25 protein-coding genes are annotated in these 24928 nt (G+C 61.5%); 16 read left to right on the forward strand and 9 right to left on the reverse strand.

Features of this window, described 5'->3' with window-relative positions:
* The first annotated feature begins 97 nt into the window (after nt 1–97).
* The 5 genes from AC07SI_RS12345 to AC07SI_RS12365 all read left to right on the forward strand — a co-directional run bounded on the left by AC07SI_RS12345 (nt 98) and on the right by AC07SI_RS12365 (nt 5511).
* Nucleotides 98–1192 carry a polyamine ABC transporter substrate-binding protein gene (locus AC07SI_RS12345; RefSeq protein WP_065902887.1) on the forward strand — a complete coding sequence of 365 codons (1095 nt, stop codon included), beginning with the start codon at nt 98–100 and terminating at the stop codon, nt 1190–1192.
* Between the two features lie 209 nt (nt 1193–1401).
* Nucleotides 1402–2496, forward strand: a complete 1095-nt coding sequence (locus AC07SI_RS12350; RefSeq protein WP_106802349.1) for a polyamine ABC transporter substrate-binding protein — start codon at nt 1402–1404, stop codon at nt 2494–2496.
* 74 nt (nt 2497–2570) lie between these two features.
* Complete coding sequence (locus tag AC07SI_RS12355; RefSeq protein ID WP_065902288.1) at nt 2571–3713, forward strand: ABC transporter ATP-binding protein; 1143 nt, start codon at nt 2571–2573, stop codon at nt 3711–3713.
* Complete coding sequence (locus AC07SI_RS12360; protein ID WP_065902286.1) at nt 3710–4630, forward strand: ABC transporter permease subunit; 921 nt, start codon at nt 3710–3712, stop codon at nt 4628–4630. The genes AC07SI_RS12355 and AC07SI_RS12360 overlap by 4 nt, the downstream gene beginning before the upstream one ends.
* Nucleotides 4627–5511, forward strand: a complete 885-nt coding sequence (locus AC07SI_RS12365) for an ABC transporter permease subunit (protein WP_065902284.1) — start codon at nt 4627–4629, stop codon at nt 5509–5511. The genes AC07SI_RS12360 and AC07SI_RS12365 overlap by 4 nt, the downstream gene beginning before the upstream one ends.
* Before the next feature lie 183 nt (nt 5512–5694).
* Here AC07SI_RS12365 and AC07SI_RS12370 read toward each other — a convergent pair whose 3' ends face one another.
* The gene (locus AC07SI_RS12370) at nt 5695–6336 is read right to left on the reverse strand and encodes an HD domain-containing protein (RefSeq protein WP_065902282.1); all 642 of its coding nucleotides are present in this window, start codon (nt 6334–6336) and stop codon (nt 5695–5697) included.
* A 311-nt stretch (nt 6337–6647) separates the two neighbouring features.
* Between AC07SI_RS12370 and AC07SI_RS12375 the strand changes: the two genes are divergently transcribed.
* Nucleotides 6648–7613 (forward strand): GlxA family transcriptional regulator, encoded by a 966-nt coding sequence (locus AC07SI_RS12375; protein ID WP_282397926.1) that lies wholly within the window; start codon nt 6648–6650, stop codon nt 7611–7613.
* A gap of 109 nt (nt 7614–7722) precedes the next feature.
* On the opposite strand, the gene AC07SI_RS12380 is transcribed toward AC07SI_RS12375, so the two are convergent.
* The gene (locus tag AC07SI_RS12380; RefSeq protein ID WP_495005798.1) at nt 7723–10077 is read right to left on the reverse strand and encodes a penicillin acylase family protein; all 2355 of its coding nucleotides are present in this window, start codon (nt 10075–10077) and stop codon (nt 7723–7725) included.
* A gap of 171 nt (nt 10078–10248) precedes the next feature.
* Here AC07SI_RS12380 and AC07SI_RS12385 point away from each other — a divergent pair, with 171 nt between their 5' ends.
* On the forward strand, nt 10249–11355 hold the full coding sequence (locus tag AC07SI_RS12385) for a GNAT family N-acetyltransferase (protein WP_083221347.1): 1107 nt from the start codon (nt 10249–10251) through the stop codon (nt 11353–11355).
* On the forward strand, nt 11352–12230 hold the full coding sequence (locus AC07SI_RS12390) for a hypothetical protein (protein WP_495005799.1): 879 nt from the start codon (nt 11352–11354) through the stop codon (nt 12228–12230). The genes AC07SI_RS12385 and AC07SI_RS12390 overlap by 4 nt, the downstream gene beginning before the upstream one ends.
* Here AC07SI_RS12390 and AC07SI_RS12395 read toward each other — a convergent pair.
* The 4 genes from AC07SI_RS12395 to AC07SI_RS12410 all read right to left on the reverse strand — a co-directional run bounded on the left by AC07SI_RS12395 (nt 12208) and on the right by AC07SI_RS12410 (nt 14866).
* Nucleotides 12208–13431: a DegT/DnrJ/EryC1/StrS family aminotransferase gene (locus AC07SI_RS12395; protein WP_495005800.1), complete on the reverse strand. Its 1224-nt coding sequence runs from the start codon at nt 13429–13431 to the stop codon at nt 12208–12210. The genes AC07SI_RS12390 and AC07SI_RS12395 overlap by 23 nt on opposite strands.
* A complete protein-coding gene (locus tag AC07SI_RS12400; protein ID WP_065902272.1) occupies nt 13428–13841 on the reverse strand; it encodes a DMT family transporter in 414 nt (137 codons plus the stop codon). Before AC07SI_RS12400 ends, AC07SI_RS12395 begins: the two co-directional genes overlap by 4 nt.
* Nucleotides 13841–14197 (reverse strand): EamA family transporter, encoded by a 357-nt coding sequence (locus tag AC07SI_RS12405; RefSeq protein WP_065902270.1) that lies wholly within the window; start codon nt 14195–14197, stop codon nt 13841–13843. Before AC07SI_RS12405 ends, AC07SI_RS12400 begins: the two co-directional genes overlap by 1 nt.
* Nucleotides 14198–14287: 90 nt before the next feature.
* Complete coding sequence (locus AC07SI_RS12410; protein WP_201146087.1) at nt 14288–14866, reverse strand: DUF6436 domain-containing protein; 579 nt, start codon at nt 14864–14866, stop codon at nt 14288–14290.
* Nucleotides 14867–14965: 99 nt separating this feature from the next.
* On the opposite strand from AC07SI_RS12410, the gene bipL reads away from it, so the two are divergent.
* Nucleotides 14966–15907, forward strand: a complete 942-nt coding sequence (gene bipL, locus AC07SI_RS12415; RefSeq protein ID WP_495005801.1) for a phospholipase BipL — start codon at nt 14966–14968, stop codon at nt 15905–15907.
* A 19-nt stretch (nt 15908–15926) separates the two neighbouring features.
* Here bipL and AC07SI_RS12420 read toward each other — a convergent pair whose 3' ends face one another.
* Complete coding sequence (locus AC07SI_RS12420; protein WP_065902266.1) at nt 15927–16679, reverse strand: DUF2059 domain-containing protein; 753 nt, start codon at nt 16677–16679, stop codon at nt 15927–15929.
* Nucleotides 16680–16810: 131 nt separating this feature from the next.
* On the opposite strand from AC07SI_RS12420, the gene AC07SI_RS12425 reads away from it, so the two are divergent.
* Complete coding sequence (locus tag AC07SI_RS12425) at nt 16811–17443, forward strand: 2OG-Fe(II) oxygenase (RefSeq protein ID WP_065902265.1); 633 nt, start codon at nt 16811–16813, stop codon at nt 17441–17443.
* 2 nt (nt 17444–17445) lie between these two features.
* Entirely contained in the window at nt 17446–17928 is a 483-nt protein-coding gene (locus tag AC07SI_RS12430; protein WP_201146085.1) for a 2-thiouracil desulfurase family protein, read from the forward strand.
* 70 nt (nt 17929–17998) lie between these two features.
* Here AC07SI_RS12430 and AC07SI_RS12435 read toward each other — a convergent pair whose 3' ends face one another.
* Nucleotides 17999–18475 carry a transporter substrate-binding domain-containing protein gene (locus tag AC07SI_RS12435; protein WP_065902263.1) on the reverse strand — a complete coding sequence of 159 codons (477 nt, stop codon included), beginning with the start codon at nt 18473–18475 and terminating at the stop codon, nt 17999–18001.
* A gap of 134 nt (nt 18476–18609) precedes the next feature.
* On the opposite strand from AC07SI_RS12435, the gene AC07SI_RS12440 reads away from it, so the two are divergent.
* Nucleotides 18610–19050 carry a DUF4399 domain-containing protein gene (locus AC07SI_RS12440; RefSeq protein WP_065902261.1) on the forward strand — a complete coding sequence of 147 codons (441 nt, stop codon included), beginning with the start codon at nt 18610–18612 and terminating at the stop codon, nt 19048–19050.
* Nucleotides 19051–19118: 68 nt separating this feature from the next.
* Here the strand turns inward: AC07SI_RS12440 and serA are convergent, their stop codons facing one another.
* Complete coding sequence (serA, locus tag AC07SI_RS12445) at nt 19119–20348, reverse strand: phosphoglycerate dehydrogenase (protein WP_065902258.1); 1230 nt, start codon at nt 20346–20348, stop codon at nt 19119–19121.
* Between the two features lie 205 nt (nt 20349–20553).
* On the opposite strand from serA, the gene AC07SI_RS12450 reads away from it, so the two are divergent.
* From AC07SI_RS12450 to AC07SI_RS12465, 4 genes are all read left to right on the forward strand, one after another.
* Complete coding sequence (locus AC07SI_RS12450) at nt 20554–21948, forward strand: FAD-binding oxidoreductase (RefSeq protein WP_065902256.1); 1395 nt, start codon at nt 20554–20556, stop codon at nt 21946–21948.
* Nucleotides 21949–21969: 21 nt separating this feature from the next.
* The gene (locus AC07SI_RS12455) at nt 21970–22635 is read left to right on the forward strand and encodes a fumarylacetoacetate hydrolase family protein (RefSeq protein WP_495005802.1); all 666 of its coding nucleotides are present in this window, start codon (nt 21970–21972) and stop codon (nt 22633–22635) included.
* Between the two features lie 242 nt (nt 22636–22877).
* Nucleotides 22878–23804, forward strand: a complete 927-nt coding sequence (locus AC07SI_RS12460) for an SdiA-regulated domain-containing protein (protein WP_065902248.1) — start codon at nt 22878–22880, stop codon at nt 23802–23804.
* A 120-nt stretch (nt 23805–23924) separates the two neighbouring features.
* Complete coding sequence (locus AC07SI_RS12465; protein WP_120450385.1) at nt 23925–24839, forward strand: SdiA-regulated domain-containing protein; 915 nt, start codon at nt 23925–23927, stop codon at nt 24837–24839.
* The last annotated feature ends 89 nt before the right edge of the window (nt 24840–24928 follow it).

Genomic DNA, 24928 nt, shown 5'->3' on the forward strand with positions numbered 1-24928 from the left:
TCGCCCTGTTTTGTTGCCCTTTCGAAGGGCTGCCAGACACAAGAGCTGTGGCCCAAAAAAGAAAAAATTGGAGCATCACCAAATGAAGGCATTAGGTTTGAAGAACGCTGGCAAGACTCTCCTCGCCTTGTCCCTGATGGGCGCAATGGCGGGCGCGGCCCAGGCAGACGATAAAGTGCTGCACGTCTACAACTGGTCCGACTACATTGCACCGGACACCATCGCCAACTTTGAAAAAGAGTCGGGCATTAAAGTGGTGTACGACGTTTTTGACAGCAACGAGACCCTGGAAGCCAAGTTGCTGGCAGGCAAGTCCGGCTACGACATCGTCGTACCGTCGAACAACTTCCTCGCCAAGCAGATCAAGGCCGGCGTCTACCAGGAGCTGGACAAGTCCAAGCTGTCCAACTACGGCAACCTGAACAAGTCCCTGCTCAAAGCCGTGTCGGTCAGCGACCCGGATAACAAGCATGCCTTCCCGTACATGTGGGGCTCGATCGGCATCGGCTACAACCCGGAGAAGGTCAAGGCCGCGCTGGGCGTCGACAAGATCGATTCCTGGGACGTGCTGATGAAGCCGGAAAACATCGCCAAGCTGAAAAGCTGCGGCGTGAGCTTCCTCGACTCGCCAACCGAAATGCTGCCGGTGGCGCTGCACTACCTGGGCCTGCCGACCGACACCCAGAAGAAAGAAGACCTGAAGAAAGCCGAAGAGCTGTTCCTCAAGCTGCGTCCTTCGATCGGCTACTTCCACTCGTCCAAGTACATTTCGGACCTGGCCAACGGCAACATCTGCGTCGCCGTGGGTTACTCGGGTGACATCCAGCAGGCCAAGTCCCGCGCGGCTGAAGCCGGTGGCAAGGTCAAGGTTGCCTACGACATTCCTAAAGAAGGCGCCGGCAGTTTCTATGACATGGTCGCCATCCCTAAAGATGCCGAGAACGTCGAAGCCGCCTACAAGTTCATGAACTACCTGCTCGAGCCGAAAGTAATGGCGGCGATCACCGACAGCGTACGTTTCCCGAACGGTAACGAGAAAGCCACCGCACTGGTCGACAAAGACATCACCAGCGACCCGGGCATCTACCCGCCAGCGGATGTGCAGGCCAAGCTCTACGCCATTGCAGACTTGCCGGCAGCTACCCAGCGTGAAATGACACGCAGCTGGACCAAGATCAAGTCGGGCAAGTAAGCCTTAAAACCTGTGGGAGGGGGCTTGCCCCCGATGGCGTTGTATCAGAAACATCTGCGCAAGCTGACACACCGCCATTGGGGGCAAGTCCCCCTCACACACATTAAATGACAGAAAGTTTTGCCGGATCGGTTTATCGAGGGTAAGTTGCGCGCCGGTTTTGTTGCCGTGCAACAACTTTGGGCCCAACTATTTAAGAGGACCTCCACTTGCCATTTTCTTTATTTCGCAAAGCCTTGCTGGTAGGTGCAGGTATCACGCTGGCTGTCAGCGTGCAGGCCGCACCGACTGTGCATGTTTATAACTGGTCGGATTACATCGGCCCGGACACCCTGGCCAACTTCGAAAAGGCCACCGGTATCAAGCCGGTGTATGACGTGTTTGATTCCAACGAAACCCTGGAAGGCAAGTTGCTCGCCGGGCGTACCGGCTACGACGTGGTAGTGCCGTCCAACCACTTCCTCGGCAAGCAGATCAAGGCCGGGGCGTTCCAGAAGCTCGACAAGTCATTGCTGACGAACTACGCCAATCTCGACCCGGTGTTGCTCAAGCGCCTGGAAAAGAACGACCCGGGCAACCAGTACTCCGTACCGTACCTGTGGGGCACCAATGGCATTGGTTACAACGTCGATAAAGTGAAGGAAGTGCTGGGCGTCGACCATATCGATTCCTGGGCCGTGCTGTTCGAACCGGAAAACATGAAGAAGCTGGCGACCTGCGGTGTGTCGTTCATGGACTCGGCGGATGAAATGCTGCCGGCGGTGCTCAACTACATGGGCCTGAACCCCAACAGCACCAACCCCGAGGACTACAAGAAGGCCGAAGAGAAGCTGCTGAAAGTGCGGCCCTACGTGACCTACTTCCATTCTTCCAAATACATCTCGGACCTGGCCAACGGCAACATCTGCGTGGCAGCCGGTTTCTCCGGTGATGTGTTCCAGGCCAAGGCGCGTGCGGCCGAGGCGGGCAAAGGCGTGAACATCGCCTACGCGATTCCGAAAGAAGGCGGCAACCTGTGGTTTGACGTGCTGGCGATCCCCAAGGATGCGACCAACGTCAAAGAGGCCCACGCCTTTATCAACTATTTGCTGCAACCTGAGGTGATCGCCCAGGTCAGTGATTACGTCGGTTACGCCAACCCTAACCCGGGGTCGGACAAACTGATGAAGCAATCGATACGCACCGACGAAGCGGTTTACCCACCGCAGGCGGTTCTCGACCGGACATTCGTCAACTTCGAGCTACCCCCGAAAGTGCAACGTTTAATGACCCGTAGCTGGACCAAGGTCAAGACGGGCAAGTAAGGCTTAAAGCTCAAACTATCCAAGGTTCGCCCGCCACGGGTGAACCGCACTCTTTTTTTCTGGGAGTTTCGTAAATGGCAGTTGCCTCCGGCGCCTATAAGAAAGCCCTCGAGGGCGACCAGACACCGAAAAAGGTGCTGGTCAAAATCGACCGGGTCACGAAGAAGTTCGACGAGACGATTGCCGTGGACGATGTGTCCCTGGAAATCAAGAAGGGCGAGATCTTCGCCCTGCTCGGCGGTTCGGGTTCGGGCAAGTCCACCTTGCTGCGCATGCTCGCGGGTTTCGAACGCCCGACCGAGGGGCGCATCTACCTCGACGGCGAAGACATCACTGACATGCCGCCCTACGAGCGGCCGATCAACATGATGTTCCAGTCCTACGCCCTGTTCCCGCACATGACCGTCGCGCAGAACATCGCCTTCGGCCTGCAGCAGGACAAGATCCCCAAGGCCGAGGTCGACGCCCGCGTGGCCGAAATGCTCAAGCTGGTCCAGATGAGCCAGTACGCCAAGCGCAAGCCGCACCAGCTCTCCGGTGGCCAGCGCCAGCGGGTGGCGTTGGCGCGTTCGCTGGCCAAGCGTCCGAAACTGCTGCTGCTCGATGAGCCGATGGGCGCCCTCGACAAGAAGCTGCGCTCGCAGATGCAGCTGGAGCTGGTCGAGATCATCGAGCGCGTCGGCGTGACCTGCGTGATGGTGACCCACGACCAGGAAGAGGCCATGACCATGGCCGAGCGCATCGCGATCATGCACCTGGGCTGGATCGCCCAGATCGGCAGCCCGATCGACATCTACGAGACCCCTACCAGCCGCCTGGTGTGCGAGTTCATCGGCAACGTCAACATCTTCGATACCGTGGTGGTGGATGACGCCGAAGGCCACGCGGTGCTCAAGTGCGCCGACCTGGACCGCGATATCTACGTGGGCTACGGCATCGCCACGTCGGTGGAAGACAAGTCGGTGACCTACGCCATTCGCCCGGAAAAACTGCTGGTCACCACCGAAATGCCGACCTGCGAGCACAACTGGTCCAGCGGCAAGGTGCACGACATCGCCTACCTCGGCGGGCACTCGGTGTTCTACGTGGAACTGCCAAGCGGCAAGCTGGTGCAGTCCTTCGTGGCCAACGCCGAGCGCCGTGGCCAACGACCGACCTGGGGTGACCAGGTCTACGTTTGGTGGGAAGACGACAGCGGCGTGGTACTTCGCTCATGAATATGAAGAAGCTCAAGCGCCGCCTGCAACGAATAACCCCCAGTGGCCGTCATGCGGTCATTGGCATTCCCTTCCTGTGGCTGTTCCTGTTCTTCATGCTGCCGTTCTTCATCGTCCTGAAGATCAGCTTTGCCGAAGCCGACGTGGCGATCCCGCCTTACACCGAGATCTACACCTTCGTTGAGCAGAAACTGCAGTTGGTGCTCAACCTGGCCAACTACGCGATGCTCGGCGACGACGAGTTGTACATCGCCGCGTACCTGGGCTCGCTGAAAATGGCGTTCTTCAGCACGCTGCTGTGCCTGCTGATCGGCTACCCGATGGCCTACGCGATTGCCAGCGCGCGCAAAGAGATGCAGACCGTACTGGTGCTGCTGATCATGATGCCGACCTGGACTGCGATCCTGATCCGCGTGTATGCGTGGATGGGCATCCTCAGCAACAACGGGCTGCTCAATGGCTTCCTGATGTCCATCGGGCTGATCAACGAGCCGCTGCAGATCCTCAACACCAACATCGCGGTGTACATCGGCGTGGTCTATTCGTACCTGCCGTTCATGATCCTGCCGCTGTACGCCAACCTGGTGAAACACGACCAGAGCCTGCTGGAAGCCGCTTCGGACCTGGGTTCGAGCACCTTCAACAGTTTCTGGAAGATCACTGTGCCGCTGTCCAAGAACGGCATCATCGCCGGCTGCATGCTGGTGTTTATCCCGGTGGTGGGCGAGTTCGTGATTCCGGAACTGCTGGGCGGCCCGGAAACCCTGATGATCGGTAAAGTGTTGTGGCAAGAATTCTTCAACAATCGTGACTGGCCGGTGGCGTCTGCCCTGGCGGTGGTGATGCTGGCGATCCTGATCGTGCCGATCATCCTGTTCAACCGCAGCCAAGCCAAAGAGATGGAGGGCAAAATATGAAGCGCTTCAGTTTCTCAAGCTTCATGCTGGTGGCGGGGTTGTTGTTTATCTACCTGCCGATGCTGATCCTGGTGATCTACTCGTTCAACGAATCCAAACTGGTGACAGTGTGGGGCGGTTGGTCGATCAAGTGGTACGTGGGCCTGCTGGACAACACCCAGTTGATGGGCTCGGTGATGCGCTCGCTGGAAATCGCCTGCTACACGGCGGTGGCGGCAGTGGCATTGGGTACGTTGGCGGCGTTCGTGCTGACACGCATCAGCCACTTCAAGGGCCGCACGTTGTTCGGCGGCCTGGTGACGGCGCCGCTGGTGATGCCGGAAGTGATCACCGGTCTGTCGCTGTTGCTGCTGTTCGTGGCCATGGCGCAGATGATCGGCTGGCCTCAGGAGCGTGGCATCGTCACGATCTGGATCGCCCACACCACCTTCTGTGCGGCGTACGTGGCGGTGGTGGTGTCGGCGCGTCTGCGGGAGCTGGACCTGTCGATCGAAGAGGCGGCGATGGACCTCGGCGCGCGGCCGTGGAAGGTGTTCTTCCTGATCACCATCCCGATGATCGCGCCGTCATTGGCGGCGGGTGGGATGATGTCCTTCGCGCTGTCGCTGGATGACCTGGTACTGGCCAGCTTCGTGTCGGGCCCGGGATCGACCACGTTGCCGATGGAAGTGTTCTCGGCGGTACGCCTGGGGGTCAAACCCGAGATCAACGCCGTGGCCAGCCTGATTCTGCTGGCGGTGTCGCTGGTGACCTTCCTGGTGTGGTTCTTCAGCCGCCGTGCCGAAGAGCTGCGCAAGAAGGCGATCCAGCAGGCGATTGAAGAGGCGGCGGCCGATGGCTGGCAGCAGCCGGACAAGCGCCGGGCGCCGGCTCCGGTCTAAAACCCGGCGCGGTCGAAATGTGCGGGCTTTGTGGTGAGGGGGCTTGTCCCCCGTTGGGCTGCGCAGCTGCCCCAAAACCGGATACCGCATTCTGTCTGAAAGAATGCGGTGGCCGAAGGGGGCCGCTGCGCGGCCCAACGGGGGGCAAGCCCCCTCGCCACAGGGTTTGGCTCGCCTTGGGGGTTAGGCTACCCAGGGCGATTTGCGAATCACCTCGACAAAATTCATCGGCTTGAACCCCGGCTCCTGATCCACCAGCACATCGGTCTTCACGTTGCCAAACGTGGTCTGCGGACGATGGCGCAAGCCGTCGGCAAACGCGCAGATGATGCACTCCTTGAACCCTTCACCCCGTGGATGCGCATGCACCACTGCTTCGCGCTGCACAGTGCTGAATGCGGCGTAGTCCATGCCCAGCACATCCATTTCCACGCCGGCGGTAACCAGCGCTACGGTCGGGCGCAGGTGTTGCGGCACGCCCGGCGTAGTGTGCAGGGCGATCGACAGCCACACTTGTTCGATATCGTCATCGCTCAGGCCGTAGGGCTTGAGGAACGCGGCGGCGGCATTGGCGCCATCGACTTCGAAACGCTCGTCGTCACTGCGATGGCCTTCGACCAGGCCCAGGTCGTGGAACATCGCGCCGACGTACAACAGCTCCGGGTTGTAGGCCAGCTGTTTGCGTTCACCGCTCAATGCGCCGAACAGGAATACCCGGCGGGAGTGGTGGTAGAGCAGGTCGGATTCGATGTCGCGGATGTATTCGGTAGTGGCCTTGGCCAAAGCGCTGTCCGGGATCTTGATGCCGGCGATGGTGGTGCTCATGGTCGTTCTCCTCAGGCAAGCGCCGGGGTTGGCGCCGAGGGGTCCAGTGTGGTCGCGCACCCGCGAACGGGCCATCGCGGCGAGGATGCGATCCCGGCCAATGTGCTGCCACATCGTGCCAAGACAAAATCGGCTAGGGTGTAGCTGGCGATTGATCCATCGAAGCCTGCGAAAATCAAAATGTGGGCGCGGGCTTGCTCGCGAATGCGGTGATTCAGTCAACACCTGTATCAACTGACATACCGTATTCGCGAGCAAGCCCGCTCCCACAGGGGATTTGTGTTCATTCAGTTAATCAAGGCTTACCACCCATGGGCAAAACCGTCGCCATCCTGATCTTCCCCGGCGTCCAGTCTCTGGACGTGACCGGCCCCATGGATGTGTTCTGCGAGGCCAACCGTTTTCTGGCGCCGCCGGATCATTACCAACTGGAAGTCATCGGTTTTGGCCACGGCACGATGGCCGCCTCCAACGGCCTGTCATTGCAGGCCCACCGGCATTACAGCGAGGCGCTGCAGGCCTATGACCTGCTGCTGGTAGCCGGTGGCCCGCAATTGCCGTTCGAGGATTTCGGCCCGGCGTTCGATGATTGGCTGCGCGCCGCCGCTGGCCGGGCGCAACGCTATGGTTCGATCTGCAATGGTGCGTTCATGCTGGCCCGCGCTGGACTGCTGGAGGGCAAGACCGTCACCACCCACTGGAATGATGCCGCCGACCTGGCGCGGTTGTGCCCCTCGGCCCAGGTCGAGGCCGATCGGCTGTATGTGCAGGATGGCAACCTCTACACCTCGGCCGGGGTCACGGCGGGTATCGATTTGTCGTTGTACCTGCTGGCCCAGGACCACGGCCCGGAGGTGGCTTTGAGTGTGGCCAAGCGCCTGGTGGTGTTCACCCAGCGTTCTGGCGGGCAATCGCAGTTCAGCCCGTTCCTGACGCCTCACGCTGAAAGTACCTCGGCGGTGGCGCTGGTGCAGTTGTACGTGCTGGCCAACCTGACCGGAGACCTGGGCATCGCCGACCTGGCCAAGGCTGCCAACATGAGCGCGCGCAACTTCTCGCGGGTGTTCGCCCGTGAAGCGCGGATCACTCCGGCGGAGTTTGTCGAGCGGGCGCGGGTGGATGCGGCGCGGGTGATGCTTGAAAGCAGCCCGGCGCCGTTGAAGACCGTCGCCTACCAATGCGGGTTTCGCGACGCGCAGCACATGCGCAGTGTGTTCAACCGCCGGCTCGGCGTGACGCCGCAACAGTTCCGGCTCAACTTTGCCGCGCCGGTTTGAAGGGGGGTTGAGCGTGGGTCTACCTGTGGGAGCTGGCTTGCCTGCGATACAGGCACCTCGGTCCATCGCTGAAACCGAGGTGATGCGCCAGCTCCCACAGTGATCGCGGTTATCTGGCTGGGAGCAGCTTCAACGTGCCGCGCGTATTGGCGGTGACTTCCTCGTCACTGAAATGCGCCTGCTCGTAGCCCCCTTCGATGTAGGTTTCTGCCTGGTCGCCGTAGTGCTTGTCGAACGGCACGCCGCTTTGCCCGACCGGGTTGATGGTGAGGGCGTGGGCCACGTCGGCGAAGTCGATCAGGCGACGGGTCGACGGGCCGTACGTGACTGGCCACGGCGCCGGGCCGATGTTCGCCGACTGGTTGTTCGGCACTTCGTGGGTGCCGGGTGCCGGGAAGGGGCCGACGTTGACGATCAGGTCCAACGGCTTCTGCGAGCCCAGCGGGTGGCCATGGGTGAGGGTGTGCGCCTTGCCCCACTGCCACTGGCTCGGGTCATCGCCGAAGGTCGCCTTGAGGTGCGCGAGGCTGTTGTCCCAGGCGAGCTTGACCGTGTCGGCGCGCTTGCCGTCCCACCACGGCGTGTCGGCACTGGCCGCGAGGCGAGGCAAGGCGGCGTCGATCACGCGGGTGCCGAGCAGGGTCTTGAACATGCCATCGCCCAGTTTCGGGTGGAAGGTGGCGTCGGCCAGGTTGAACAGGAACTGGTTGAACAGGGTGGCACTGGTGGAGTCCAGCGGGTAATCGCCTTTCCACGTGGCCAACTGCTCCACCAGTTTCAGCTGCGCCGGATCCTTGACCACTTCACGCAGTACCGGCAGCAGCGGTGCCAGCAGGCGTGGGCCGAAGGCGGTGGTGGTGCCGAGCTGCAACGCCTGGCTGCTGTTCACGTCCCACTTCACGCTCTTGTCGCTCAACTGCGTGTTCAACTGCTGGCCACGGTCGGCGAGGTTGTAATAACCGGCGATCTCCATGCCGGTGGGCGACACCGGCTGGGCGTTGGCGGACACCACATAACCGCGCGCCGGGTTTTCTTCCTGGGGGTTGGCGCTGAAGGGGTAGAACCCCAGCTTGTCGGCCTGTGCCGTGCTGCCGTCGAGAATAAACCCAGGATTGACCCCGGCCGGGCGAATCGGCAATTGCGCCGCCGCCCACCAGCCGATATCACCCTTGGCATTTGCCCAGACGATATTCAGCCCCGGCGCCGAGACCTTGGCCGCCGCCGCGCGCGCCTTGGCCAGGGTGTCGGCGCGGTTGAGCTGGTAGAAGCCTTCGAGGATCGGGTTCTGGGTATCGAGGAACGCCCACCACATGGCGATCGGCGTGTTGCCGCCGTTCTCGCCAAGCACGTCATTGATGATCGGCCCATGGGGCGACTGGCGCAGCGTCAGTGTCACGGGCGCCTGGCCCTTTACGGCGATCTGCTGCTCACTGTGGGTCATGTCGACCCACTGGCCGTGGTACCAGACCTGGTTGGCGTTGTCCGGGTTGACCTTCTCGGCGATCAGGTCGAGGTCATCGTTCTGGAACATGGTCAGGCTCCAGCCGAAGTCCAGGTTGTGCCCCAGGAAGGCCACCGGCACCAGCGCGTTGTGATAACCGTACAACTCGAAGCCCGGCGCGGAGAGTTGCGCCTCGTACCACACCGAAGGCACCGAGAAGCGGATATGCGGGTCACCCGCCAGCAACGGTTTGCCGCTCTTGGTGCGGCTGCCGCTGATGGCCCAGGCGTTGCTGCCTTCGAACTGCGGCAGGCCGTTGTCCGCCAGGGCCTGCTCGCTCAGGGAGGCGAGGGCGCCGAGGGTCTTCCAGTCGTTGTCGGCCAGGTTGAGCGCACCCTTGGGTTGCCAGTCCAGGTCGAAGACCTTGAGGTAGTCGCTGCCCAACTGGTCGCGTACGTAAGTCAGCAAGGGCTCGGTACGAAAGGCCGCGGCAAAGCTGTAGGCCATGTACCCGGCGACGCTGATGGTGTCTTCCGCGGTGAACGGCCGCTTGGGGATGCCCAGCACGTCGAATTCCATCGGACTGGCGTGGCTGTCCTGATACTGGTTGATGCCGTCCAGATAGGCTTGCAGTGCCTTCCAGTGCGCCGACTCATGGTCCAGCTGCGCCACGTAGGTGGCAGCACGGTCGCGAATGCGCAGGCTGCGAAACAGCTTGTCGGTCTCCAGCACCTTGGGGCCGAGCACCTCGGCCAATTCGCCGCGCGCCAGGCGCCGCATGATTTCCATCTGGAACAGACGGTCCTGGGCATGCACGTAGCCGAGGGCGCGGTACAGGTCGGTCTCGTTCTCGGCGCGAATGTGTGGCACGCCACGGTCGTCGTAGCGCACGGTGACCGTGCCTTGCAGGTTCGCCAGTGTTTCGGTGCCCTGGCGGGTCGGCTGCTTGCTGTAGACATACCAGCCGGCGCCGGCCAGGAGGGCGGCAATCAGGATAGCGAGCACGGTCAGGCTGCGTTTCATGGACGGTCCTTGAGTCATTCACCTTGAAGGTCAAGGGAGTCTAATCGGTTTGGTGGACACTGCGGGAAATGCTGGTATTGCATCTTGATGCGTCTCGCCGACAGCCGAGGTTCAAGTGGGGAACACTCCGAAGCGGCTATTATTGCACCTGTCATCTTTGAGCTTTTTGCCATGACTTGCGCCATGCAACCGATGCCCGACTCCAGCCGTCCCCAGGTTGCCTACGCGTGCAGCCTGGAAGCGCAGTCACTGATCGGGCGCTTTTTGCAGCACCCGCCGGTGGGTTTTGATGCACGGCTATCGGACCAGGGCCTGCCCTATTTCTTTACCCCGTTCGACCTGCTGACCACCGCCGACGATGCGTTCGTCAAGCGTGTGCGCGGTTGGCCCGGCTATCGCTTCTGGAACCGCTGGCTGCGAATCGACAGCTGCTTCGTGGGCACCACCGTCAGTGAATACTCACCGCTGCCCCAGGGGGTGGCGCCCGAGGACCTCGCGCAGTGGCTGCAACATGAGTGTGCGCCGCAGCGCAAACTCACCATCGTCAAAGACGTGCCGTGCAATTCCCCACTGCTCAGCGAGGCGGACAACCGCTACGCGCAAGCGCTGATCGATGACTGCGCCCGACGTGGCTTTATCAGCCTCGAGGGCCAGGCGCTGGCGTATGTGCCGATCAACTTCACCACGATTGATGAGTACCTGGCGCGTTTGTCCCACAGCCGGCGTCGCAATATCCGACGCAAGCTGCGCAGTCGTGAGGCGTTGCGCGTGGAGATCCTCGACACCGGCGATGCGCGCTTCAACGATGAAGCCTGGCTGGCGCATTTGTATGGGCTGTACCGGGCGGTGTACGACCAGAGCGAGATCCATTTCGACCTGCTCACCCCTGAGTTCTTCAGCAGCCTGCTGAGGGACGCCGACAGCAATGGGCGCGTGTTCTGCTATTGGCACTGCGATGAACTGATCGGCTACAACCTGTGCTACGTGGAGGGCGACAAGCTGCTCGACAAGTACATTGGCCTCAACTACCCGCAGGCGCTGGAGTTCAACCTGTACTTCGTCAGCTGGTTCGTGAACCTGGAGTACGCCGTGGCCAATGGCCTGAAGTTTTATGTGGCGGGCTGGACCGACCCGCAGGTCAAGGCCAGCCTCGGCGCGGACTTCACCTTGACCCGCCACCTGGTGTGGATACGCAACCCGCTGTTGCGCACGCTCGGCAAGCGATTGCGCCATCACTTTGAAGGCGAGGGACAGTGGCACCAGGAGAAAACCGAATGAACCTGGATCGAGCCCCGCTGATTCTGGACTTCGATGGCGCCGTCAGTGATATTCCCGGCGCGATCACCCTGGCGCTGCAGGACTGGCAGGAAAAGATCCGTTTTGGCTGTCGCTGGGCGCAATTCAATGCGCTGGAAACGGCCCTGGACGCGCAGATGCCCAGCGATTACGGCTGTGTGTTCACCGGCAGCGGCGACTATCACCACCTCAGCCAACTGTTGCTGAACCGCCTGCCGACGCAGCAGAAATTCCAGCTGATCATTTGTGACAATCACCCGGACAACATGCGCTACCCATTCGGTATCCACTGCGGCTCGTGGGTCTACTGGGCCAGCCGTTTGCCCCAGGTCGAGCATGTGCATGTACTCGGCATTGGCTCGCAGGACATCGGCCTGGGCCACGCCTGGGAAAATCACTGGTCGCCGCTGCTCAAGCGCAAGTTGACCTACTGGAGCGTCAACGTGGATACCCGTTGGATGAACTGGATCGGCGCCGGTCGCAGCAATCGCGCCTTCGGCAACCCGGATGAGCTGATGCGTGCGTTCCTGGCGCAGTTTGACCGCTCGCTGCCGGTGTACCTGTCCATCGATAAAGACGTGCTGAGCCCGCAGGTGGTGAACACCAACTGGGACCAGGGTGAGTTTCTGGAGCACCATTTGACCGACCTGATCAGCGCTTGCCAGGGCCAGGTCATCGGCGCAGACATCACCGGCGATGTGTCGGCCTACCACTATGAAAGCCGATTCAAGCGCTGGCTGAGTGCGTCCGACGGCCAGGAAGCCTTGCCTGAGGCGCAGGTGCAGATCTGGCAACAGCAGCAGAACGCGCTGAACAGTCGCCTGGTGGCGCACATCAATCAGGCCTGGCGACGATAACCTTGAGTTGGTCGACTATCTGCTCGAACAGCGCATCGCTCAGCCAATGGCTGTTGCTGATCGACAGCGTGCGGGCAGCGAAGGCCTGGGCTCGGGTGATATCGCCACCCGGCTGCAACAGCGGCAGCACCTCGGCGTAGCCCGGCAAGGTTTGGATAAACAGGCGGGTCACGCCCAAGCCTGAGGTCCACAGCCGGGCCATGGCCGCATCGCGGGCGTCTGCGGAGGGCATCACCACCATCAGGAACGGCCAGGTGCCTTGCTGCCCTGGCCTGTCCATGATCACCGTGACGCCGGGCAGGGCGTTCAAGCGCGCTGCACGGCGCAAAGCGCGGGCGCGGCCTTGTTGCAGGTGGTCCGGCAAGCGAGCCAGTGCCGCCGCGCCGACCTTCTGGCGATAGCCGCCCAGGCGGTGCAGCGGGATGTCGTAGACCGAAAAGTCATCGCCCACTGCGGCCACTTCATCCCCATTGGCCAGCGCCTTGCGCAACGCGTTGCCATACACGTAATGCAGGCCGCGTGGTTGATAGAGCAGGGCGTAGCCCCACAGTTCGGCGCTGCGTTGCAGCTCCCAACGCAGGCTGAAGGGCAGGTCCTGCCGGCAGTGGCGGTGCAGCGCCTGATGCAGCACCGGGTCGCGACTGAACAGCACGCCGCCTTCGGCCGTGGTCAGCCCCTTGCCCAGCGCCATGCTGAAAAAACCCACATCGCCCTTGAGCCCGACGCTGCGGCCATCGTCGAGTGCGCCCATGGCTTGCGCGGCGTCTTCAATGATCGCCGCGCCGACAGCGCCGGCAATGCGTTTAGCCGCGTCGACATCTGCCACGCGCCCGGCCAGGTGGGTGACCACCACGGCCAAGGTGCTTTCATCGCATAGCTGTGCCAGTTGGCGCTCGTCCAGGTCGATGCTGTCGGGCTGCAAATCACAGGGTACGACGCGCAGCGGCGGGCAGTAGTGGGCGGCCAGCGCCACCAGCGGGCAGGTGTAGGCCGGCACGATGAGTCGGGTGCGGCCGGGCATGCGTTGCTGCAAGACGCGCAGGGCGATAATCAATGCCGCGGTGCCGGAGCAGGTCAGGGCGGGGAGTGGCAGCGAAAATTGACGGGCCAGCGCCGGGGCCAGGTCGCCCGAGAGGTTGAGCAAATTCCGCCAGCGCAAGGGCAGGCCTGCGGTGGGTGGGATTTCCCACCGGCGGGTCATGAGGCGGGCGCCTGCGACGGCTCGACCTCGACCTGTTGACTGTCTTTGTCTTCGCTACGCGCCAGGCACAGGATCCCGGCAATAATCAGCGCGCCGCCGACGATTTTCGGCAGGGTCAGGGTGTCGTCGAACAGCCACACGGAGATCAGCGTCACACTGATCAGCTCCAGGTGAGACGCCGCGAACGCCGGGCCCACCGGCGCGTACTTGAGCAAGGTCATCCAGGTGAAGAACGCGCCGATGTAGCCCACGAACGCGCCGTAGATCCACGGTGCGCCAAACACGCGCACCAGCCACGCGGCGTCCATCGTCAACGGCTCGGCGTGCACCGAGGCGAATTTGAAGCTCACCTGCGCCAATGTGTCGAAAACGATCAGCGCGAGGAAACCGAGGATATAGAAGCGCTTCATCATTCAAACCCCACGACGGTCACGCCACAGGCGATCAGCATGATGCCGATCAACCGCCATTTGCTCAGGCTCTCCTTGAACAGGAAACGGCCGGCAATCATGATCACGACGATGTTGATCGAGCCCAGCATCACCCCGACCGACAACGGCACCAGCGTCAGGAACGCCAGCCACAATACGAATTCGAAGACGTAGCAGATCACGCCCAGCCAGATCCACGGGCGCTTGAGCATGTGTTTCCAGTGGGCGATACCGTCATGCTCGGCACTGGCCGACGCGGCGGCCTTGAAGGCCAGCTGGCCGGAGGTGTCGACGATAACGTTCAGCATCCAGAGGATGATGGTTAACTGGCTCATGTATTCCTACGCTTACACTCTCTGCGAAAACGTACGATACAGCAGCCGGTTGACCGGGTGATTGGAGTTTGCCCGTTGAACAGCCTGCGTTCAGTTTGGCGCTTTGCTCCATGCGCAATAGCAGCCCACCGCCAGGGTGTGCGTGGCATTCACTTCACGTCCGCTGTCCAGGGCCTTCAGGATCGGCTCGATGAAGCTGTTGCTCGAATTGCACGTGAGCCCCTCGCTGTAGGGGCCGAAATACGCAAGCTTGCCGGTGCGATCCCAAATGCCCACCGCAGGGCTGGCCGGTACTTGGTCGGCACCGGGCAGGGCGGTCAGGGTTTTCATCTTGCGCAGGTTGTCGGGCAACCGGCCGTGGCTGCCAGGTTTTTGCAGGGCATAGAATTCGACGCCCTGGGGCGCGTACTGCTCAATCAATTCGCCCAGGTGCTGCTGGTTACCGACGTTGCAGGGGCAGGCCGGGTCCCAGAAGTGCACCAGGCGGATCGGGCCCGTGCCGGCGAGTTCGGCGGGCAGGCGCAGGGCGTCGCCGGAGAACACCGCCGTGTGTTCGCTGAACGCGCGCAGGTAGCGGCCCTGGAACCAGTCATAGGCCGCCCACAGCACACCGGCGCAGATGATCAGGATCAGGCTGGCGAACAGGGCGGTACGGTAAGGCTGTCGCATTCAGATCTATCCTCGCAGGTCGCGTAGCTTGCCATGCTTGTCCTGACAGATGAATATCGCAGCTCGATATTCATCTTCGCTGTCAGTCTGGAACCCTTTATGCCCGTTACCTTTGACCCTGATCATCTGCGCGAAAGCTTGCGGCCCCTGGTGGATGCGCAACCGCTCAGCGTCGAGGCGCGGGTCTACCAGCGCTTCTACGGCCTGGACCTGGCGGCGCGCAAAGTGCCGGCGGTAAGCCGGCTGGGGCGTTTCGAGGTCGATGGGTTTGCGGTGGTCGCGCAGGTGTGGTGGCCGCCGCAGCCGGTGGCGACGATGTTCATGTTCCACGGGTTCTACGACCATATGGGCCTGTATCGCCATGTGGTGGAGTGGGCGTTGGACCAGGGCTTTGTGGTCATCGCCTGCGACTTGCCGGGCCATGGGTTATCCAGTGGCGCGCGCGCCAGCATCGACGATTTCGCGGTGTACCAGCACGTGGTGCAGGCGCTGTTCGAGCAGGCTCGGGCCCTGCAATTGCCGCAGCCCTGGCACTTGTTCGGGCAAAGCACCGGCGGCGCGGTGGTGGTCGATCACCTGCTCAACCACGGCGCCGACAGCCCGGCACAGGGCCAGACCTTCCTGCTGTCACCGCTGGTGCGGCCGCGTGCGTGGGGTTGGTCGCAGGTCAGCTATTACCTGCTGCGCCCGTTCGTCAAAGGCATTGCGCGGCGCTTCAGCGACAACACTCATGACCCGGCCTTCAAGCCGTTCCTGGAAGCCGATCCGCTGCAGCCCCGCCAACTGCCCACCGCGTGGGTGGGCGCCCTGGCGCGCTGGATCAAGCGCATCGAAGCCGCGCCGCGCAGCCCACGGCGACCGGTGATTGTGCAAGGTGAGGAAGACATGACGGTGGACTGGCAGCACAACTTGCAGGTGCTGCGCGGCAAGTTCGACCAGCCCGAAGTATTGATGCTGGCGCGTGGCAGGCATCACCTGGCGAACGAGATTCCCGAGATTCGCCAGGAGTACTTCAGCTTTCTGACCCGCCACCTGAGCTGAAGCCGGCTCCTACAGAGGATCAGGGGGCCAGGCTGGAAGTGCTTTGGCCCACCGCCAGGCCTGCGCGAATGGCTGCCAGGGCGGCCTGGTAATACGCCTTGCCCTGGGGCGATTCAGCAAAGGTGGCGAATTCTTCCAGCTCAGGGTCGGACAAGTCCCGGTAGACGTACAGCAGCGTATTGTTCAAGTCATTGCCGATCTGTTGCATCAGTCGCTCGCGCTGGCCGTTCAACATGCCCTGGGCCTGACCACCGCCCAGCAGGCCGGGGATCATCTGGCTGAGGCTGTCGGCGGCGACGCCGGCGATGGCCAGGCTGACTTCCGCACCGGCCTCGCGTGCCGGCAGGGCTTGCGCCAGGTGGCCGATGATCAGGCTGCGAGTGGCGTCGGCTTCGATGTGCGGCAGGCCCTGGGCGTTTTTGGCCAACTGGTCACGGCGGGTCGCGAGCAACTCGGCGGCGACGATCTTGCGGCCCAGCGGCGATTGGAAAAACGCCAGGGCAGGTGCAGGGTCGGCGAGGTTCTTGCGCAATTGCGCCTCGGCACGCTGGTCCATGGCCTGGGCGGCAAAGCGTTTATTGCTGTTGTCGACCAGCGCCTGGTACACGGCCGGCGGCAGGCTATTGCGGTAGCGTTGCTGGGCGGCACTGAGGGCGTCATTGAAATGCGCACGTTGTTCGGCCCAGCCGGCGACCTTGTACAACTGGTCATGGCCGTCTGCCCAAGCGGGCAAAACGCAGAACATCAGCAAGGAAAAAAACAAACGACGCATATGGACTCCTGTCAGTCGGCCACTATTGTCCGTGTCGGGCGTAGGATTTGTCGAGAAATCCTATCGGTCACCTGACTAAAGTGTGTTCAGACGCTCGGCGGCTCTGTCGGATTCCCAGGCGTATGGATACTATGCGCGCCATGCAAATACCCCTCGATCACCCCCTGCTGCAACGCATCGTTGATGACCTGGCCGAAAAAGGCTGGTCGCAGCAGAACGGCTTCCTGCCCCAGGCTCTGACCCTGGAACTGGCGGCTGAGTGCCGTAAACGTGCGGCTGAAGGTGAATTGGCCCCGGCGGCAGTCGGTCGCGGGCCGGCCCAGGAGATTCGCGAGGGCATTCGCGGTGATCATATCCAGTGGTTGGAGGAGGGGGATGCGGCGGTCTGCGACCGTTATATGGGGTTGATGGACAGCCTGCGCCTGGCGATGAACCGCAGCCTGTTCCTGGGTCTGGAAGATTTCGAAAGCCACTTCGCGATGTACCCGCCGGGGGCGTTTTACCTCAAGCACCTCGACCGTTTCCGTGACGATGACCGACGCATGGTCTCGGCAGTGATCTACCTGAACGACGCCTGGCTGCCCGAGCACGGTGGCCAGTTACGCATGTACCTCAAGGACGGCGTCGAATACGATGTGGTGCCCACCGGCGGTTGCCTGGTGGTGTTCCTGTCGGGCGAGGTGCCCCACGAAGTCATGCCCGCCACGCGCGAACGCCTGTCCCTCACCGGCTGGTTTCGCCGGCGGGGCAACGAGCCGTTTTAATCATGCACAAGATTCTGATCAGTCGCTGCCTGCTTGGCCACAAGGTGCGCTATGACGGTGGGGCCAGCGGGCCGTTCGACCAACTGGCGGCATGGCAGGCCGAAGGCCGTGTGGTTGCGATCTGCCCCGAGGTCTCGGGTGGCCTGCCCACGCCGCGCCCGGCGGCCGAGATTGCGGGTGGGCAGGGCGTCGATGTGTGGGAAGGGCGCGCCCAGGTGCTGACGGCCGAGGGCGAGGACTTCAGCGCCGCCTTCCTCGACGGCGCCCGCCAGGCCCTGGCGCTGGTGCAGCGCCACAACATCCGCATCGCCATCCTCAAGGCCAATAGCCCATCCTGCGGCAATCTGCTGACCTACGACGGCAGCTTTACCGGTGTGAAAGTCAGCGGCGAGGGCGTGACCGCGGCGCTGCTCAGGCAGCATGGGGTGCAGGTGTTCAGTGAGCTGGAACTACCCCAAGCGGCCCAGGCGCTGAATCACCTGTAGGACCCGGCTGCCGGCGACCGCGGTGAATCAGCTGCAGATGAGGTGACTGCTATCGCCAGCAAGCCGGCTCCTACAATTGGGGTTCCAGCCACTTCTGGGTCAGCGCATTCAATCGGCCATCGGCCTTCACGCGCTGCAACGCCTTGTCCAGGCTCGCCTTGAACGCCGGGTTGCCCTTTTGGAAGGGAATCGCCAGTTGCGGCTTTTCGAGGTAAGCCTCGCTGAAATCGAAACGATCCTGCAGCTCGGCAGTCATAGCGATATGGTTGATGGCCACGTCGTACTTGCCGGTTGCCACGCCTGGCAGCAGGTCGGTGTCATCTGTGGTGATGAACGAGGGGCGTACATCCATTTCCTTGGCCAATTGCTCGCCAAGTTCCACTTCGAAGCCGGTGAGTTTGTCGCCTTCCTTGAAGTTGAACGGCGGGGTGTTGGCTTCGAGCGCGATGCGCAGTTCGCCGCGATCAAATACATCATCAACCAGTTCGGCGTGAGCCAAAGGGCTCATGAGGGGAAGCAAAAGTAACAGGCCAGGCGAAAAGCGCATGGTCACTCCTAGAGATTTCGAATGTGCGAGGCGCCGTTCAGCATCGCTTTGCTATGGTGTTGAGTGCCTTGGACAGCAATTTGTCGCTAAGTTGTCATAACCGAACAGATTTCCTGGAAAAACTGGAGAAGCGAATGAAAGCCTTATTGTCCCGTGCCACCCTGGCCAGCCTGCTGCTGGGTGCTTCGATGTTGGCCACTGCCGCCGACGGTATCCCGCGCAGCGCGCCACCTGAAGGCGCCAAGGTATTTATCGTGTCGCCAAAAGACGGTGCCACCGTGGATAAAACCTTCACCGTAAAATTCGGCATGGAAGGTCTGAAACTGGCTCCGGCTACCAGCCAGGATCCAGGTACCGGCCACCACCATCTGCTGGTCGACCAGAAAGAACTGCCTGACGCCAGCGTGCCGATCCCCGCCACCGACACCGTGATTCACTACGGCAAGGCCCAGACCGAAACCGAACTGACCCTCACTCCTGGCAAGCACACGCTGCAACTCGTAGCTGGCGACAAACTGCACATGCAGTTCAACCCGACTGTAGCGTCGAAAGTCATCACGGTTAACGTCAAGTAAGATTTGTTCAGACAAAAAAATGGGAGACCCCTGCGGGTCTCCCATTTTTTTGTGCAGCGTTTGCAGCGTTAGAACAACACGCGGCTACGAATCGTGCCGTTGATGTGCTGCAGCTTCTCTTGTGCCAGGTCCGAGTACTCGGCGTCGACGTCGATCACCACGTAGCCAACCTTCTCGTTGGTCTGCAGGAACTGACCGGAGATGTTGATGCCGTTTTCCGCGAAGACCTTGTTGATCTCCATCATCACGCCAGGGATGTTCTGGTGGATGTGCAGCAGACGGTGCTTGCCAGGGTGAGCCGGCAGCGCCACTTCCGGGAAGTTGACGGAGGACACCGACGTACCGTTGTCGCTGTACTTGACCAGCTTCTCCGACACTTCCAGGCCGATGTTGGCTTGGGCTTCAGCGGTGGAACCGCCGATGTGCGGGGTCAGGATCACGTTGTCCAGGCCACGCAGCGGGCTTTCGAAGATGTCGTCGTTGGAGCGTGGCTCCACCGGGAACACGTCGATGGCGGCGCCGATCAGGTGCTTGTCCTTGATCGCGTCGGCCAGGGCGTCCAGCTCAACCACGGTGCCGCGTGCAGCGTTGATCAGGATGCCGCCTTTCTTGATGGCGCGGATTTCCTTCTCGCCGATCATCCACTGGGTCTCAGCGGTTTCCGGCACGTGCAGGGTGACGATATCGGACATGCCCAGCAGCTCCGTCAGGCTCGCCACTTGGGTGGCGTTGCCCAACGGCAGCTTGGTCAGGGTGTCGTAGAAGAACACCTGCATGCCCAGGCCTTCAGCCAGGACCGACAGTTGGGTGCCGATCGAGCCGTAACCGACGATACCCAGCTTCTTGCCCCGGATTTCGAAGGAGTTGGCTGCGCTCTTGATCCAGCCGCCACGGTGGCAGGAAGCGTTCTTCTCAGGGATACCGCGCAACAGCAGGATCGCCTCGGCCAGCACCAGTTCCGCGACGGAACGGGTGTTGGAGTACGGGGCGTTGAACACCGCGATGCCGCGCTCGCGCGCTGCATTGAGGTCGACCTGGTTGGTGCCGATGCAGAAACAGCCGACCGCCACGAGTTTCTTGGCGTGGTCGAAGATCTCTTCGGTCAGCTGAGTGCGGGAGCGAATGCCGATAAAGTGCGCGTCGGCGATCTTTTCCTTGAGCTGGGCTTCCGGCAGAGAACTGGTGATGTACTCAATGCTGGAGTACCCGGCGGCCTTCAGAACGTCGACGGCCGATGGGTGGACGCCTTCCAGAAGAAGGAACTTGATCTTGCTCTTATCGAGAGAAGTCTTGCTCATCTGCGTAAACCTGTATCCCGGAGAAAAATGGCAGGGAATCGGATCGCTTAAGCTGACCCGGACGGCAGGAAAGCCGTCACCGCAGAAACGCCCTTGGGCTCTGTCCTGCGGGGGCGGTATGCTAGCATACGCGCCCCGCTAAACACTCATTCCTGCGACGTGAAGCGTTCTCAGGATGACCATGAATTGTTCGAGAGTTCTGTCGATGACCCATCCTGCCCTGATTGATGAGCTAAAGACCCTGGTTGAGCCCGGCAAAGTGCTGACCGATGCCGACTCCCTCGAGGCTTACGGCAAGGATTGGACCAAGCACTTCGCCCCTGCGCCGACCGCCATCGTGTTCCCCAAGACCATCGAGCAGGTGCAGGCTATCGTTCGTTGGGCCAATGCACACAAGGTCGCGCTGGTGCCGTCCGGTGGTCGTACCGGGCTGTCGGCCGCTGCCGTGGCGGCGAATGGCGAGGTGGTGGTGTCGTTCGACTACATGAACCAGATCCTCGACCTCAACCTCACCGACCGCACCGCCGTGTGCCAGCCGGGCGTGGTTACCAAGCAATTGCAGAACGCCGCCGAAGAGAAAGGCTTGTACTACCCGGTGGACTTCGCGTCGTCCGGCTCCAGCCAGATTGGCGGCAATATCGGCACCAATGCCGGCGGGATCAAGGTCATTCGCTACGGCATGACCCGTAACTGGGTGGCCGGCATGAAAGTCGTCACCGGCAAGGGCGACGTACTGGAATTGAACCGCGACCTGATCAAGAACGCCACCGGCTACGACATGCGCCAGCTGTTCATCGGCGCCGAAGGCACCCTGGGCTTTGTGGTCGAAGCCACCATGCGCCTGGACCGGGCGCCGAAAAACCTCACCGCCATGGTGCTCGGTACTACCGATTTCGACTCGATCATGCCGGTACTGCATGCGTTCCAGAGCAAGCTGGACCTGACGGCCTTCGAATTCTTCTCCGACAAGGCCCTGGCCAAGGTCATGGGCCGTGGCGACGTGCCGGCGCCGTTCGACACCGAGTGCCCGTTCTACGCGTTGCTGGAATTTGAAGCCACCACCGAAGAAGTCGCCAACCATGCGCTGGAAACCTTCGAGCATTGCGTCGAGCAGGGCTGGGTGCTGGACGGCGTGATGAGCCAGAGCGAAACCCAGCTGCATAACCTGTGGAAGCTGCGCGAGTACATCTCCGAGACGATTTCGCACTGGACCCCATACAAGAACGATATCTCGGTGACTGTCTCCAAAGTGCCGGCGTTCTTGAAGGAAATTGATGCGATCGTCGGTGAACACTACCCGGACTTCGAAATCGTCTGGTTCGGTCACATCGGCGACGGCAACCTGCACTTGAACATCCTCAAGCCGGAAAACCTCAGCAAGGATGAGTTCTTCGCCAAGTGCGCCACCGTCAACAAGTGGGTGTTCGAGACCGTCGAGAAGTACAACGGCTCGATCTCCGCCGAGCATGGCGTGGGCATGACCAAGCGCGACTACCTGACCTACAGCCGTTCGCCGGTTGAAATCGAATACATGAAGGCCGTCAAGGCGGTGTTCGACCCGAACGGGATCATGAACCCCGGCAAGATCTTCGCTGTTTAATCGCCCTGAAGGAGTCGTTCCATGAGCTACCAGCACAAGTATGTCGACGGCACCAACATCCACTTTCCTGTGGGTAAAGTAGTGTGTATCGGGCGCAACTACGCCGAACATGCCAAGGAACTGGACAACCCGGTGCCGACCGAGCCGCTGCTGTTCATCAAGCCGGGCAGCTGCGTGGTACCGCTTGAAGGCGGTTTCAGCATTCCGACCGAGCGCGGTTCGGTGCATTACGAAGCCGAAATCGCGGTGCTGATCGGCAAGCCCCTGTCGACCAAGCCCAGCCGTGAAGAAGTGCTGGACGCCATTTCCGGCTTCGCCCCGGCCCTGGACCTGACCCTGCGCGACAAGCAGGCCGAGCTGAAAGCCAAGGGCTTGCCGTGGGAAATCGCCAAGTCCTTTGACGGCGCGGCGGTGATCGCGCCGTTTGTGGTCGGCAGCACGTTCGCGGACGTCACCGATATCGGCATCCGCCTGAGCATCAATGGCGAAGTGCGCCAGGATGGCAACAGCTCGCAGATGCTCAACCCGATCATCCCGATGATCCAGCACATGGCCGGCTGCTTCTCGCTGCAGGCCGGCGACGTGATCCTCACCGGCACCCCGGCCGGCGTCGGCCCGTTGAATGTCGGTGATGAGCTGGTGCTGGAACTGACTGGCGTAAACCGCTTCGAAAGCAGCATTCGCTAACCAGGCGCGGTCAACAATGTGGGAGCCGGGCTTGCCCGCGATGGCGGTGTGTCAGTCAGCTTGAGTGTTGATTGACCCACTCTCATCGTGGGCAAGCCCGGCTCCCACAGGTGTTTGTGTGAGCCTGAAATTCAAGTTTTTGCATTTTTTTCACACGCCATCCGGATAATCCTCAGCCTCCAGCGCGCGGGCCCGTTGATCCTGTGCTAATCCCTAAAGCTGAATTTCCGGAAAAGCGTTCAATGGCCGTGCCTCTGCCCTCTGCTACTTCCAAGCCGCGTTCTCGCTTTGCCTTGCGCTGGTATTCCTGGCTTTTCCTGGCGGGGGCGATCGTGTACGGCGTTTCCTGGGCCATGCACTGGGACGATCGCGGCCTGCTGTGGGTGCTGGAGCGCTTTGAAACCCCGGCCGAGCGCCAGGAGAGTGTGTGGCTGCCGGATTACCATGCGGTGATCGATGGCAAGTTGTTGCCTGGCATGGAGAAGGACGAAGCTTCGGACGTCTCCTACAACCCACAGACCAAAACCCTGTTTTCCGTGATGGGCAAGAACCCCTTCCTCGCCGAGCTGAGCCTGCAGGGCGATGTGCTGCGCAAGATGCCGCTCAACGGCTGGGACAATCCGGAAGGCGTGACAGTGATGGAAAATGGCCTGCTGGCGGTCGTCGATGAGCGCCAGCACACGCTCACCATCGTCAAGGTCGACGCGACCACCCAGCAATTGAACAAGGCCGACTTCCCGACGTACGACCTCGGCCCGTCCAAAGACCAGAACAAGGCCTTCGAAGGCATCACCTGGGACAAGCGCAACCAGCAACTGATCCTGGGCGAAGAGCGTCCGCCGGCGTTGTTCACCTGGAAAAGCGATGGCAGCCAGACCCTGACGGGCGATAAGCAAAAGCTGGCCAGTAAAGAGTTGGACATGCGCAACCTCTCTGCCCTGGCTATCGACCCGCGTACCGGGCACTTGCTGGTGCTCTCGGCCGACTCCCACCTGTTGCTGGAACTGGATGAAAAGGGCGAGCAAGTCAGCTTCATGACCCTGCTCGGCGGTTTCAACGGGCTGAAAAAAACCATTCCACGGGCGGAAGGGGTGACCATGGACGAGGACGGCACGTTGTACATGGTCAGTGAGCCAAATCTGTTTTATCGTTTCGAAAAACAGAAATAGCAGACAAATTACGTCGGATATTTCTCTATCAGCGGCATTCGCCAGACACCGGGGTGCGTTTAAGTTTAAATTCAGACAGGCGTGATATTCATTCGCCACTTTTGACTTTGAGCTCGCCCGATGCGCCGACTTGCCCGTCCCAAACCTCTATTCTTCGTGCTCGCGCTGATCGCCCTGATCAGTGCCGGGGCCGTTGCGCAGCATTTTCGTCTATTCGAGCGCGCCTGGTTCAACTGGCAGGCCTGGCGCCAGCCGACCGATGAGCGCTCGATCGGCCTGGCCGATTACCGGGTGGTCCTGGAAGCCCAGGTGATCGACGGGCTCGACGACGACGTCTCGGCCCTCACCTACGATCCGCTGCGCAAAAGCCTGTTTACCGTCACCAATAAAAATGCCGAGCTGATCGAGCTGTCCCTTCAAGGCAAGATTTTGCGGCGTATCCCGCTGGTAGGATTTGGCGATGCCGAGGCGGTGGAGTTCATCAGTGACAACATTTATGTCATCAGCGACGAGCGCCAGCAGCGCCTGATCAAGGTGCATGTGGATGACGACACCAAATTTCTCGACGCCGCCGATGCGGAGCAAATGACCCTGGGCCTGCATGTGGGTGGCAACAAGGGCTTCGAGGGGCTGGCCTACGATTCTGTCGGCAAGCGGCTGTTCGTGGCCAAGGAGCGCGACCCGATGCTGATCTATGAGGTCCACGGCTTCCCGCATTTCAAACCGGAAAAAACCTACTCGGTGCATGTGATCAACAACCCCAAGCGTGACGCCGGGCTGTTTGTGCGCGACTTGTCGAGCCTGCAATACGACGAGCGCAGCGGTCACTTGCTGGCGCTCTCGGATGAGTCCTTCCTGGTGTTGGAGCTGGATATCGACGGTCGCCCGCTGAGCAGCCTGTCGCTGCTCAACGGGCGCCATGGCCTGAAGAAGCGGGTGCCGCAGGCCGAGGGGATCGCCATGGATGACGAGGGCACGTTATACCTGGTCAGCGAGCCGAACCTGTTCTACGTGTTCAAGAAAACCCATCCCTGAAGTACCGCAGGACCAATGTGGGAGCGGGGGGGGGGGGGGGGGGGGGGGGGGGGGGGGGGGGGGGGGGGGGGGGGGGGGGGGGGGGGGGG

The organism is Pseudomonas sp. GW821-FHT05D12 (genome assembly GCF_059419825.1).

Coding starts and splice junctions, on each gene's coding strand:
- AC07SI_RS12425 (WP_065902265.1), top strand. CDS start 16,811: ATGCGCGCCATGCAAATACCCCTCGATCACCCCCTGCTGCAACGCATC.
- bipL (WP_495005801.1), top strand. CDS start 14,966: ATGCCCGTTACCTTTGACCCTGATCATCTGCGCGAAAGCTTGCGGCCC.
- AC07SI_RS12365 (WP_065902284.1), top strand. CDS start 4,627: ATGAAGCGCTTCAGTTTCTCAAGCTTCATGCTGGTGGCGGGGTTGTTG.
- serA (WP_065902258.1), bottom strand. CDS start 20,348: ATGAGCAAGACTTCTCTCGATAAGAGCAAGATCAAGTTCCTTCTTCTG.
- AC07SI_RS12455 (WP_495005802.1), top strand. CDS start 21,970: ATGAGCTACCAGCACAAGTATGTCGACGGCACCAACATCCACTTTCCT.
- AC07SI_RS12405 (WP_065902270.1), bottom strand. CDS start 14,197: ATGAGCCAGTTAACCATCATCCTCTGGATGCTGAACGTTATCGTCGAC.
- AC07SI_RS12465 (WP_120450385.1), top strand. CDS start 23,925: ATGCGCCGACTTGCCCGTCCCAAACCTCTATTCTTCGTGCTCGCGCTG.
- AC07SI_RS12385 (WP_083221347.1), top strand. CDS start 10,249: ATGACTTGCGCCATGCAACCGATGCCCGACTCCAGCCGTCCCCAGGTT.
- AC07SI_RS12460 (WP_065902248.1), top strand. CDS start 22,878: ATGGCCGTGCCTCTGCCCTCTGCTACTTCCAAGCCGCGTTCTCGCTTT.
- AC07SI_RS12380 (WP_495005798.1), bottom strand. CDS start 10,077: ATGAAACGCAGCCTGACCGTGCTCGCTATCCTGATTGCCGCCCTCCTG.
- AC07SI_RS12355 (WP_065902288.1), top strand. CDS start 2,571: ATGGCAGTTGCCTCCGGCGCCTATAAGAAAGCCCTCGAGGGCGACCAG.
- AC07SI_RS12360 (WP_065902286.1), top strand. CDS start 3,710: ATGAATATGAAGAAGCTCAAGCGCCGCCTGCAACGAATAACCCCCAGT.
- AC07SI_RS12450 (WP_065902256.1), top strand. CDS start 20,554: ATGACCCATCCTGCCCTGATTGATGAGCTAAAGACCCTGGTTGAGCCC.
- AC07SI_RS12370 (WP_065902282.1), bottom strand. CDS start 6,336: ATGAGCACCACCATCGCCGGCATCAAGATCCCGGACAGCGCTTTGGCC.
- AC07SI_RS12400 (WP_065902272.1), bottom strand. CDS start 13,841: ATGAAGCGCTTCTATATCCTCGGTTTCCTCGCGCTGATCGTTTTCGAC.
- AC07SI_RS12420 (WP_065902266.1), bottom strand. CDS start 16,679: ATGCGTCGTTTGTTTTTTTCCTTGCTGATGTTCTGCGTTTTGCCCGCT.
- AC07SI_RS12440 (WP_065902261.1), top strand. CDS start 18,610: ATGAAAGCCTTATTGTCCCGTGCCACCCTGGCCAGCCTGCTGCTGGGT.
- AC07SI_RS12395 (WP_495005800.1), bottom strand. CDS start 13,431: ATGACCCGCCGGTGGGAAATCCCACCCACCGCAGGCCTGCCCTTGCGC.
- AC07SI_RS12435 (WP_065902263.1), bottom strand. CDS start 18,475: ATGCGCTTTTCGCCTGGCCTGTTACTTTTGCTTCCCCTCATGAGCCCT.
- AC07SI_RS12390 (WP_495005799.1), top strand. CDS start 11,352: ATGAACCTGGATCGAGCCCCGCTGATTCTGGACTTCGATGGCGCCGTC.
- AC07SI_RS12375 (WP_282397926.1), top strand. CDS start 6,648: ATGGGCAAAACCGTCGCCATCCTGATCTTCCCCGGCGTCCAGTCTCTG.
- AC07SI_RS12430 (WP_201146085.1), top strand. CDS start 17,446: ATGCACAAGATTCTGATCAGTCGCTGCCTGCTTGGCCACAAGGTGCGC.
- AC07SI_RS12410 (WP_201146087.1), bottom strand. CDS start 14,866: ATGCGACAGCCTTACCGTACCGCCCTGTTCGCCAGCCTGATCCTGATC.